Origin of the sequence: Staphylococcus sp. GDY8P131P (assembly GCF_017891975.1) — a bacterium.
In the GTDB taxonomy this organism is placed as follows: Bacteria; Bacillota; Bacilli; order Staphylococcales; family Staphylococcaceae; genus Staphylococcus; species Staphylococcus nepalensis.
Genome location: NZ_JAESKF010000002.1, coordinates 292,054 through 304,521, shown reverse-complemented (window position 1 = coordinate 304,521; position 12,468 = coordinate 292,054). Strand labels below are relative to the sequence as shown.

The following is a 12,468-nucleotide window of genomic DNA, read 5'->3' as shown; positions in this document are numbered from 1 at the left end:
TTTAAGGAAACGTTAGTTCTAATAATAGTAATGGCAACAAACTATTAAAATTCTAGTTAAAATAAGTGTATATTACTACTTTAAAATCCATTTAGTACGTTGAAAATAACTGTTCTTTTCCTTAAATTTTATTTAGTATCTTTGTTAAAAACATATACTTCTATTTTAATATTATTCGTTTCACAATTGCAATAATAATGAACAAAGGCGCGATATAGAAATCTATTTTCCTTTAAAGATTTCATTATCCCGCTCTTTTAAGTTTAAATGATATAGTTATTGTTCACTTCTTCTTTGATTAATAATTAATTTGCATTTGATATACCTATCTTGTGTAATTAAGTTATATTCATACAACGAATGTATTTCTTGTTCCATCATTTCATATACATCTTCTTTATCTTTGAAATAAATAATAAAACCAAATTTTTTCAAAAGTTGTTGAACGTCATAAAATGTTTTTATTTCCTCAATCACTATCATCGCTCAATTCTTTATTTAAATTGATATAATCTCTATTACTTGGATCATTTTTTAATGCAGTTTTAATATATTTTTGAGCTTTATCTTTATTATCGATGGACCTATTTGCAACAGCTAGTTGATAGTTTAATATTGCAGAATCAGGGAAATGTCTTAAACCTCGCTCCCATGTTGCCATGCCTTCAGCTTTTGAGTCAGTTGTCGCACTGATAAATCCTTTTAAATAATATGTCTCATCGTCTGCGTAATTTTTATTTATTGTATGCTGAACCATGTCTTTAGCATCTTTATAGTTACCGCTTTTCATTTCTTTTTCAATGATTGTATTATATATATTATCTTCCTGTATGGTGAAAATGCGTATTTGAAATCCTATGAATAATACAATAAGCAAAATAAGGAATATCCAAAATTTATTCTGGTTTAGTTTAAAATAATAGCCTATTAATGTGATAAGTAATCCACCAATAAATCCACCGATATGTGCTACTATATTTACGTTTTGCATAAGCAATGACACACCGATTAAGATGACAAGTACGATTAACAATTGTCCTATTAATTTTCGATTATATTGTTTCCCAATATACATAAACGCAAAAATAGCACCAATTAAGCCAAAAATAGCCCCACTTGCCCCGACGGATACAGTATCAGTATTAAAAGATAATGAAGCAAAATTACCAAATAAACCAGCGACAAAATAAATGACTAAGAATCGCCAGTGTCCTACTATAGATTCAACTATTTTTCCAAATATGAATAAAGTTAACATATTCATTAGTATATGCTCAAAATTATAGTGTAAGAATATAGAAGAAATTACCCTATACCACTCACCATGAACTACATTAAAATGTACTAGACCGCCTACGTCTAAAAGTTTCAAATCAGAAAATCGGTTTAAAAATAAAACCATAGAAAGCCAAATAATGATATTAATTGCAATTAATGTGTATGTAATTGGTGCAAATTTCAGCATATGTTTTTCAATAGGATTATTGTTTAAAGCTCTTTGCTTATAATATGATTTCGTTTGATTAGAACTTTGATTGAAAACACTTTTTATAAAAAAATTTGGCATTATTTTTTCAATTTGATCAGCTTGACGGATAATTTTTACTTTGAACTTTATTGATTTCAGTTCATCTAAATTTTCATCAGTAAATGTTTTATCAGTATAAATAAATAAGTTATAACTTTTAGGTTTGAAATCTAAAAATGCTATAATATCTTCTTCATGGTCTTGGATTCTACTTTTATCAAATCTAACTTCTTGTGTGGAGTTGGCTCCAAATTTAAATATAACAACGGATTGTTTTTTCTTATTTGCCAACCAAATTTCTGTATCGTCTTGATTGCGATGCACTATTTGATAATTTAAATATTTAACCCAAGTAAAGATTGACTTCCAATAATGTTTTTCTGTAATCATTTTAGCCTCCATTATTTTGTTGTTGCTATAATTAGTGCTTGTACTGGTTGATCATGTGCTTCAATTTCGAAATCATCAAGCTGGAAGTCGTAAATTAAACTTATCGTTGACTGTTGATGGTGTGTTAAAAATTTATCAAAATAGCCCCCGCCATATCCAATTCTATAACCTGCATCGTTAAAAGCTAAACCAGGGACAATGAGTAAATCTAAGTCATTTGAAATTTCTGTATCGGATATGACGTGGTTAATTCCTTTATCATCAGATCCAATATTAGATAAATCATCCACGTGTTTAAAGGACATTTCTTTAGCCTTATAGTTTGTTTCAGGGACGTATACTTTTTTGTTATCACTAATCATCTTAGAAATAATTGGGTATGTATCCACTTCATGGGGCATTGAAAGCACTATACCTATACGTTTTGCTGATTCATATTCGCTCGTATGCATCAGTGCTTCTGTTAAGTATTGATCGGCAGATGGTTTCTGGTCTTCTACAGCAAATGCTTTCATTAATTTTATTTTTTCTTGTCTTAATGATTTTTTATCCAATTTTGACACCTTCCCGTTAGATATACTCATTTTATTATAACGTTTTAAAAATATAATGTCATTAAACTGCTATTTCAAGCACTCTTATTATTTTTCGAAAAAATAACCAGACTCTATAGTTAGAATCTGGTTTAAAATATAAATTATTTTGTTTCACGGTGCAATGTATGTTTGTTATCACGAGCACAGTGTTTTTTCATTTCAATACGTTCAGGATTAGTACGTTTATTTTTTGTTGTGATGTAGTTTCTTTCTCCACATTCTGTGCAAGCTAGTGTTACGTTTACGCGCATGCTAATTCCTCCTTACCTTTTCAAAATACGACTTATTTATCATACCATTTAGTTATAAAATTGAAAAGTATTAATTTTCAATAGAGACCATAACAAAAGGATTTTTCATTAAAATATGAAAGTATTTTGTTAATTTTTATCTTTTTCTTTAAAATAATAGTTTATAATATCTCTTCCTAAGTCCCCGCCGTTCAACCAAGGTTCTGGGACTGGGTGATTTGTGTAGACAATAGAAAACGCTAATTTAGGATTTTCTATTGGAGCGTAACCGACATAAGTTGAATTGACTCTTGGTTCTCCATCTTGGAATACTTCTGCTGTACCTGTTTTACCAGCAGATGGGACAGTAGTATCATTAAAGCTTTGGTAACCCGTACCTTCTTTTTCATTAAAAGCCATTTTAAAGCCTTCTTGAACTTGTTTTATTTGATCAGAAGTATTATTAACTTTATTCAATACGTTGCCTTTAACTTTTTCTTTAACAGGTCCTAGTGTATCTTTATTTGTTGCTTTCCTGATTTCTAAACCAATATGCGGTTGAATTCTATAGCCGTTATTAGCAATTGTAGAAACATATTGAGATAATTGAAGTGGTGTATAAGTATCATATTGACCAATAGATAAGTCTAAGAAATTACCGGGGTTATCAGTCAATGGTTCAATTTGACCACTTGTTTCATTTGGTAAATCGATACCTGTTTTAACACCTAATCCAACTTGGTTTAAACCTTTACGTAATTTTTGGCCAGCTTCAGAAATATCTGTTGGCAATGACATATTAGGTGTGTATGGAGAGCCTGCAATCTTCAATGCCGTTTTAATCATATAAACGTTTGATGAATGCATTAATGCTTCTTTATCATCGATTGTGACTTTACCATCTTGGTTAAAGTACGAACGCTTGGAAAGCCCACCAGAGAAAGTTAAAGGTTCATCAACCATTTCTTCGCCAACTTTAATTGCGTCGTTTTGATAACCCGCTAATAACGTTCCACCCTTAACAGAAGACCCTACTGCATATTGAGAAGTGAAATTACCAATATCATAATCCGTGAGATCACCATTTTTATCAATTTGTTTACCTGCCATCGCTAAAATATCACCGTTATTTGGATTTTGAACGACGACTAACGCATTATCCATATTTTTAGCGCCTTCGCTACGTAATTTACTTATTTGTTTTTCTAAATATTCTTCTGTTTTCTTTTGTAAATCAATATCAATACTTAATACGAGGTCATCGCCTCGTGAACCTGGATGAATGACTTGTGAATCTATTACTTCGCCAGATTTATCCGTAGTATATTTCATTTCTTTCTTTTTCCCTTTAAGGATATCATCATATTGATACTCTAAATAAGATTTACCAACACGATCATTTCTTGAATAACCTTTTGACAAATACTGTTCCGTGAGTTCTTTAGGAATACCTTCTTGTGTAGTAGAAACATCACCAAAAATACCTCTTAATGTATCTTTGTATGGATATTTTCTATCCCAATCCATAGTTGTATTAACGCCCGGTAAATCAGAAAGTTTTTGTGATACTGCTGCATACTCCTCGTCTGTAACATCTTCATTTTTAATCATTTGAGGATCTAATGCTGAACCAGCCATCATCTCACGATATATGGCTAACACTTGTAAATCTTTGTCCGAGAACGAATCAAATTGTTTTTCGCCAATTTTTTTATGTAATGCATCATCATACTCATCTTGAGAAATACTGCCATCATCTAATAGTGATTGTTCGTTTTTCATTAATTGTTCCGCTTTATTTGGATGTTTTAAAATCCAAAAATCTTGTTTATCTCGCTCAGTGATTTTAGCAGTATCCATCTTGATTAATTTGGATAATTTTTCAGCAATATCTAACACTTCAGATTGAGAAGTCTTCCGTCCGCGGGAATATGTAATTGCTTTTTTAGATGCGTTATCTACGAGTACTTTACCATTTCTATCCAAAATTCTTCCGCGTGGGACCGCTTCATTGACGGTTAAGTTTTCACTGTTTTTAATTAATTGCTTGTAATGAGAGCCCTGTGCTATTTGCAAGTAACCTAAACGTAATACAATTATTGCAAAAATAAATACAATGACGCCAAATACAAAACTTATTCTTTTGTTCATGGTATTTCTTATTTTTTCATCATTTGATTTTTCTTTTAATCTTTTTAGCAAAACAACATACCTCTATTCAAAAGTGATCACTTTAAATGATATATGAAATTGGCGGAGATTTCTATTATTTTAATTAAAAAAATGACGGCCTTTAAAAGGCCGTCAAAAATTGAAGCTTAATTATTTAGCAGCGTTATATAATTCGTCTACTTTTTCCCAATTTACAACATTCCAGAAAGCACTAATATATTCTGGGCGTTTGTTTTGGTATTTAAGATAGTAAGCATGTTCCCAAACGTCTAAGCCTAGGATTGGCGTTTTGCCTTCAGTTAATGGATTATCTTGGTTTGGTGTTGTAACGATTTCTAAGTCACCGTTATTAACAACTAGCCAAGCCCAACCTGAACCAAAGCGAGCTGCAGCTTTATCAGCAAATTCTTCTTTAAACGCATCTAAAGAACCCCATTGTTCTTTAATTTTATCAACTACAGTTCCTTTTTCTTCAGAATTTGGAGTTAACAATTCCCAGAATAATGAATGGTTTAAATGTCCGCCACCATTATTTCTAACAGCTGTTTGAATGTCTTCTGGTACACTATCTAAATTAGCAATAATTTCTTCGATTGATTTAGATTCTAAATCAGTTCCTTCAATTGCTGCATTTAATTTAGTTACGTAAGTGTTGTGGTGCTTGTCATGGTGAATTTCCATTGTTTGTTGATCAATATGTGGTTCTAAAGCATCAGAACCATAAGGTAAATTTGGTAATTCAAAAGCCATAAATAATCATCCTCCTAATTAATCTTTAAATAAAGCATAACAACTAAAAATGATGACAACAATTAATATGCTTATATATTAATTCAAAAGTCATAAAATAATATTTGTTATCTTTAGTTACTTTATTAGTATATCTCAAATCACTGCAATTTAAACATCTTTGGCTAAGTATTTTAAAAATTCTAAGTAATTCATACTAATGACCTATGCTTAGAAGGAAGGTTTTTAGTAATAAGCGACATATTGTGCTATTTTACAAGCAAATCATTACAACTTTGTTTACAATTATTGCACGCGTTGGCAAGCTTCACATATGCCATAAACTTCTAATTTATGTCTGTGAATATCAACTTTTGGTAAAAAAGATTTAATTTGTTCAATAGGGCAAAAATCAATTACTTTTGTGTCACCGCATGATTCACAAATAAAATGATGATGATGGTGGTCCGTACACGCGATTCTAAATTTCATTTCCCCATCAAGCTCAGTTCCTTCTACAATACCTAAATCTTTAAACAGGTGTAAGTTACGGTATATAGTATCAAATGAGATACCCGGATAACTTTCATCTAATTTTTGTTGGATATGCTTTGCGTTAATGTATTTATCTTCATTTACAAAAATATTAATCATATCTCTTCTTTTATTCGTATATTTATGACCTTCTGTTTTTAGAATATTAATAGCTTCATCTGTCTTCATTATTAATAGCCCCTTTCACAGTTCTTACTTTAATTTTTTGATATAACATCATGATTGCTAATAAAAGTACAAGTAATACTACAATCACACCGCCAGGAGAAATATTCATATAAAAAGCTAAAACTAACCCAGCAATAACGGAAAATTCACCAATGACAACGCTCAGGGTGATTAATTGTTTAAACCCTTTTGTCATACGCATAGCTATAGCTATAGGAAGTGTAATCAATGCGCTCACTAATAATATACCCACAACTCTCATAGATGCAGATATGACTAATGCTACAATGATAATAAATAAAAATTGTATCCATTTTGGTATGCCAATAACTTTACTATATTCCTCATCAAAAGAAAGAATAAATAATTCTTTATAAAATAAAAGAATGAAAGCTAATACAATAACGACAATCACAATAATTGTTGATAAATCACTAACCGTTACGGCGCTTATTGAACCAAATAATAAACCTACAATTTCTTGGTTGAAACCATCAGCTAATGAAATGAATATTGCACTTAATGCTATACCTGCACTCATGATAATTGGTATCGCGATTTCTTGATAATTACTATACGAAGTTCTAAGGTTTTCGATTAACAGCGCACCTACGATTGCAAAGAGAATACCAAACCACATTGGATTTATGAACGCTAATGCTGGTGCAATCGTAACAACGAACATGCCAAAAGAAATGCCCCCAAGTGTAACGTGACTTAATGCGTCTGCAATTAAAGATAATCTTCGTACCACGATAAAAGCTCCGATTAATGGCGCAATAAATCCAATTAAAATACCACTAATAAAAGAGTAACGCATAAAATCAAAATTTAATAACGCCTCAATCATGATGAACAACACTCCCTATTATGTTGATGGTCTACGAATTGGATGGGATGTCCATAAATTTTTGAAATTTCTACTTCATCTAATGATTTAAAATCTTCAGTCGTACCGTGGAAATGTAAATGTTTGTTTAAACAAGCTACTTCAGTAGCAGTATCTGCCACAACGCCTATATCGTGGGTAACTAAAATAATAGTCACACCTTCTTTTTTCAATGTTTCTAAAGTTTCATAAAATTCATTAACGTGTTTAGCGTCTATACCATTCGTTGGCTCATCTAATATGAGCACAGAAGGATTGCTAATTAACGCTCTGGCAATCAACACGCGCTGTTGTTGTCCACCAGATAATTCTGCAATATTTTTATGCATTAAATGGCTAATATTTAACCGATCTAATACTGCCTCAACCTGATTTTCATCCTTTTTGTTAAACCATTGAAATAATTTCTTACGCTTTGTAAGCCCACTCGTGACGACTTCTTTAACGCTCGCAGGAAACCCTGATTTAAATGCTTGTGCTTTTTGAGAAACATAACTGATTTTATATAAAGATTGCTTTCCATTATACACCTTACCGTCTACAAAAATTTGACCTTTTTGCAATGGTAATAAACCTAAAATTATTTTTAATAAGGTTGATTTACCTGCGCCGTTCGGTCCAACAATCGCTAAAAATTCACCTTTATTAATTTTTATGTTTATATTTTCCAAAACTTTCTTGTTATCAAAATAATAATCAATATTTTTTAATTCAAATACTGCAGTAGTCATCTTTTCACCTCGTTCTATACTATACAACTTGTGGACAATTATGTAAATAGTAATGTTTACGAATTAAAAAAAGAGCGAACTAGAAATCTAATTTTAAGTGATTTCACGTCTCGCTCTGTTAATGGCAATAATATTTAATAATTGGTTGAAATATTATTGCGTTAAAATTTTATCTTTTAAATTTTCATCGAATTTTTGTTGTTTAAGCATTTCGATTTCAAATTTATAAGGTGGTTTTTTATTCTTTTTATCTTCACCAACATACGGTGTTTCAAGTATTTTTGGTATATCTTTAAATGTGTCATGATGAACAATATAATTTAATGCATCAAAACCAATATAGCCAAAACCGATATTTTCATGTCTATCTTTGTGAGCGCCAATATCATTTTTACTATCGTTTACATGGACAACTTTAATTCTATCGACACCGACAATTTTATCAAATTCATTTAGTACACCATCAAAATCTTCTTTAACATTGTAACCAGCATCATGGGTATGACATGTGTCAAAGCAAACTGATAAACGTTCATTATGATTCACACCATCAATGATTTTAGCAATTTCTTCAAAGTTTCTACCAATTTCAGAACCTTTACCAGCCATCGTTTCAAGTGCAATTCTGACATTGTTATCATTTGTTAACACTTCGTTTAATCCTTCGATTATTTTTTTAATGCCGGCATCAGCGCCTTCTCCTACATGTGACCCTGGATGTAATACAATATCTTTAGCGCCGATAGCTTGTGTTCGTTCAATTTCACTTTGAAGAAATTCAACACCTAAATTAAATACATGTGGCTTCACTGTGTTAGCTATATTAATAATATAAGGTGCATGAACTACGATGTTTGAAAGCCCATATGTTTGCATTAATTCTTGACCTTGTTCAATATTCAATTCTTCTATAGGCTTTCGTCTTGTATTTTGCGGTGCACCCGTATAAATCATAAAAGTAGATTCACCAAATTTATGTGCCTCTTCTGCTGATCCTGCTAACATTTTTTTACCATTCATAGATACGTGAGATCCTAATAACATAGTTACCACCAATCCTTTATTTATTTTTTTCTGGCTTGACGATTTTGCTTTTTGCTAAATTTTTTACGTTCTTGACGTTTTAAATGTTCTAAATCACGTTGGAATTTTTTCTTATAACCAGGTTTAACCTTTTTCTTGTTTCTTTTTACTTTATATTTCAATTCATTAGTTAAATGATCATCTTTGTTTTTACGCGATTGGCGTGTATTGTGTGCTTTAATCGATTTTATTTCATCATTTTTAATATCAACGTTTTCGAAATGATAACCACGTTGCTCTATTAATGCTATGTTTTCTTCTTCTTCAGGACTATATAGTGTAATAGCAACCCCTTTATATTGGCCACGACCTGTACGGCCAACTCGATGTGTAAAGAAATCAATGTCGTTCGGTACATCAAAATTAATGACATGACTCACACCTTCAATATCTATACCACGGGAAGCTAAATCACTTGCAATCACATATTGAAATTCTAAGTTTCGGATACGTTTCATTTGTTGTTTACGTTCTCTAGGTGTTAAGCCACCATGTATCATACCTAATTTCAGTCCAGCAGTGTTTAATTGATCAGCAAGTTCATCAGCGCTATCGCGACTATTGCAAAATATAATACATAAATACGGATTTAAGATATCGATTAATTTAATTGTTTTTTCTATTTTTGCTTCACCTTTCGTAGGGATCAAATAGAATTCGATATTCTTTTTATTTTTTTGTGTGCTTTCAATTTCTACATAGTCAGGGTTTTCTAAATATTTATTTAAAAATGGATGCAGTGACTTAGGAATAGTAGCACTAAATACTGCTAAATGAGACCCGTCATCTAATCTTGTAGCAATGTGATCTACTTCGTCTATTAATCCTAAATCAATCATTAAGTCAGCTTCATCAACTACTAAATAAGATGCCAAATGGACATGCAAATCGCCATGTTTGGCTAAATCATTTATCCGTGTTGGTGTTCCGATAACAAGCTGTGGTTGATTTTTAGCACGTTGACGATCTTTCTCAATATCAGTACCACCTATAAAAAGTTTAACTGATACACCTTTTTTATATTCTGCTAAATGATTTGCAACATCAAAGAGTTGCTGTGCTAATTCTCGAGTTGGCGCTACAATAATAGCCTGAGGTTCTTTAATATCTATATTAATCAAGTGTACCAATGGTAATAAAAAGGCATGTGATTTGCCTGTGCCTGTCTGGGATTGTCCGATTAAATTGACTTGCTTTAATATTTTGGGAATAACGCGGTTTTGAACTTCTGTTGGTTGATTAAAGTTCAAATTTTGTACCGCCTCTATTAAAGTCGGTTCTAAATTAAACTTATCAAATGGGTGATTTGCCATGTTTTGGCCTCCTTAAATCTTCATCTTTTCTATTATAAAGCATTCTTTCTTAATTTTGAACTAAATATTTTAAGCAGACTGAACCGTTAGTAAAAACAAATAAATCTAATAGAGACCGAAACATAAATAATGTTTCGGTCTTGTATTTCATATTGGTAGTAGAAAACTAGAATGGTAAAGCGCTTGTGCCAAACTATTTTCACAAAAATATTAATATAAGGAAAATCAACTCGCCTACAATTTATACAAAAAATAATTTTTATATAAATGTTAAGCTAGAAATAATCAAAAGGGTCAGTGTTTAATTTAGATGGCTTAATTCCAAATGAAACGTGGCTAAATTTAAGCCAATCTTGCAATAATTGGCTTAAACCATCTTTCATTACATATTCACTATAATGATTAATATCTAATAAATTGATGCCGGCGATTTTTGCGTCTAGCGCATCATGGTGTTTAATATCTCCAGTAATAAATATATCTGCGCCTTGTTGTGCTGCATTGTATTCAAATCCAATTCCAGAACCGCCAATAATTGCAACTGTTTTAATTGTATCTTCTAAATTTCCAATAAATCTAACGCTAGGCATGGCTAACTTTGTTTTCACATGATTCACGAAATCACGGACGTTCATTTCTGTGTTAAGTTTACCCATCATTCCCAAACCATAATCTGCTTGCTTTTCTAATTTTATAAAATCAAAGACAGGTGTTTCATAAGGATGGTTTTCAATAATTAATTGCTCAGCAAGTACTCTTTGATGCGCTTCTATCATAAATTCTAATTTAAATTCATTAACTTCTTCAATTTTATCTATTGAACCAATATGTGGCTTAGCATCACCTGTGGGTTTAAATTGCCCGTTGCCTAGGCTTTCGAAGAAACAATATGCATAATTTCCTTCTTGAGCTAAACCAGCATCACTTAAAGTTTCTTTAAATGATTTAAGATTTGATTCAGGGATAAAAACTTGTACTTTATAGTAATTTAAAGTTTCTGGATTTAAAACACGTTGATGATTTAGTTGAAGTTTATCTGCTAACATTGCGTTAACGCCTTTGGAATAAACATCTAAATTGGTATGTAAGGCGATTAAATTAATATCATTTTTTATTAATTTACGTAATATAGCTCCATAACCATCTTGATCAATAATATTTTTTATTCCTTTAAAAATAAGGGGATGATGGCAGATAATCGTATTATAATTATGGTTGATTGCCTCATCTACAACTTCATCGGTACAATCTAACGCTGTTAAGATTCCAGTTATTTCAGAAAATTCATCACCAATTAGTAATCCTACGTTATCCCATGATTCTGCTGTTTTCAAGGGTGCGTTTTGATTTATAACTTGAAGTAACTTTTTAACATTCATTTACAACACCTCATTAATTAAGTTGATTTCATTGTTAATTTCTATTAATCGATTATTATGTTTATGATGATCGAGATGGCTTTTAATTTTATTAAGCGACGCGCATTCATGTTCCCATTTTTTGAAGAATAAGTCGGTCTTATTTTTCAAAAGTATTGGGCCGAATTTTATCTCTGACTCTGAAAGTTTCTGTTTAGTTTCAGAATAATCAGCAACAATAATTTCATAAATATGACCTTTTTCTTCTAAAATGGCTTCTTCCACAATTACATAATTCATGTGTATGAGCAAGCGCCTGATCGCACTTGACTGTATATTACTTTGTAAAATAAGTCTCGGGTGAGAGGTCAATTTTGCTTGTCCATTTTTAATGATTTTTGCTATTAAGGGGCCGCCCATGCCACAAATTGTAACACAATTAATCTGCTCGTTAGGGTTTAGCACTGATAAGCCATCACCAAGTCTAACATCGATGTAGGGACTTAATTTATGCTCTATGACATTTTTTACTGAAGCTTCAAATGGCCCCTTTATTACTTCTCCTGCAATTGCTTTTTTAACCAAATTATTTTCAAGAGCATAAATAGGTAGATAAGCGTGGTCTGAGCCGATATCTGCTAATGTTTCTCCTGTTATATAAGTACTCACTTTTTTTAATCTTTGATTTAATGTAACCATAAAAGCGCTCCTCTATATATATGTAAA

General features: G+C 31.3%; 13 protein-coding genes. All 13 read right to left on the bottom strand.

Features of this window, described 5'->3' with window-relative positions:
* Nucleotides 1–276 precede the first annotated feature (276 nt).
* Complete coding sequence (locus KA894_RS02045) at nt 277–483, bottom strand: YqgQ family protein (RefSeq protein ID WP_103373744.1); 207 nt, start codon at nt 481–483, stop codon at nt 277–279.
* The gene (locus tag KA894_RS02040; RefSeq protein WP_096809494.1) at nt 470–1,918 is read right to left on the bottom strand and encodes a rhomboid family intramembrane serine protease; all 1,449 of its coding nucleotides are present in this window, start codon (nt 1,916–1,918) and stop codon (nt 470–472) included. The genes KA894_RS02045 and KA894_RS02040 overlap by 14 nt, the downstream gene beginning before the upstream one ends.
* Before the next feature lie 11 nt (nt 1,919–1,929).
* The gene (locus KA894_RS02035) at nt 1,930–2,472 is read right to left on the bottom strand and encodes a 5-formyltetrahydrofolate cyclo-ligase (RefSeq protein ID WP_119487993.1); all 543 of its coding nucleotides are present in this window, start codon (nt 2,470–2,472) and stop codon (nt 1,930–1,932) included.
* Between the two features lie 143 nt (nt 2,473–2,615).
* On the bottom strand, nt 2,616–2,765 hold the full coding sequence (gene rpmG / locus KA894_RS02030; protein WP_019469354.1) for a 50S ribosomal protein L33: 150 nt from the start codon (nt 2,763–2,765) through the stop codon (nt 2,616–2,618).
* 129 nt (nt 2,766–2,894) lie between these two features.
* Nucleotides 2,895–4,946, bottom strand: coding sequence for a peptidoglycan D,D-transpeptidase FtsI family protein (locus KA894_RS02025; protein WP_096809489.1), 2,052 nt, complete (start codon nt 4,944–4,946; stop codon nt 2,895–2,897).
* Nucleotides 4,947–5,066: 120 nt separating this feature from the next.
* The gene (locus KA894_RS02020; RefSeq protein WP_103373014.1) at nt 5,067–5,666 is read right to left on the bottom strand and encodes a superoxide dismutase; all 600 of its coding nucleotides are present in this window, start codon (nt 5,664–5,666) and stop codon (nt 5,067–5,069) included.
* A gap of 285 nt (nt 5,667–5,951) precedes the next feature.
* Nucleotides 5,952–6,368 (bottom strand): Fur family transcriptional regulator, encoded by a 417-nt coding sequence (locus KA894_RS02015; RefSeq protein ID WP_096809484.1) that lies wholly within the window; start codon nt 6,366–6,368, stop codon nt 5,952–5,954.
* A complete protein-coding gene (locus KA894_RS02010; protein ID WP_096809481.1) occupies nt 6,355–7,218 on the bottom strand; it encodes a metal ABC transporter permease in 864 nt (287 codons plus the stop codon). Before KA894_RS02010 ends, KA894_RS02015 begins: the two co-directional genes overlap by 14 nt.
* Nucleotides 7,215–7,988, bottom strand: a complete 774-nt coding sequence (locus KA894_RS02005; protein ID WP_119487994.1) for a metal ABC transporter ATP-binding protein — start codon at nt 7,986–7,988, stop codon at nt 7,215–7,217. The genes KA894_RS02010 and KA894_RS02005 overlap by 4 nt, the downstream gene beginning before the upstream one ends.
* Nucleotides 7,989–8,141: 153 nt before the next feature.
* A complete protein-coding gene (locus tag KA894_RS02000) occupies nt 8,142–9,032 on the bottom strand; it encodes a deoxyribonuclease IV (protein WP_096809476.1) in 891 nt (296 codons plus the stop codon).
* A 20-nt stretch (nt 9,033–9,052) separates the two neighbouring features.
* Entirely contained in the window at nt 9,053–10,384 is a 1,332-nt protein-coding gene (locus KA894_RS01995) for a DEAD/DEAH box helicase (protein WP_096809474.1), read from the bottom strand.
* 275 nt (nt 10,385–10,659) lie between these two features.
* Complete coding sequence (locus tag KA894_RS01990; protein ID WP_096809471.1) at nt 10,660–11,763, bottom strand: Nif3-like dinuclear metal center hexameric protein; 1,104 nt, start codon at nt 11,761–11,763, stop codon at nt 10,660–10,662.
* Nucleotides 11,764–12,441 carry a tRNA (adenine(22)-N(1))-methyltransferase gene (locus KA894_RS01985; protein ID WP_096809468.1) on the bottom strand — a complete coding sequence of 226 codons (678 nt, stop codon included), beginning with the start codon at nt 12,439–12,441 and terminating at the stop codon, nt 11,764–11,766.
* Nucleotides 12,442–12,468 lie beyond the last annotated feature (27 nt).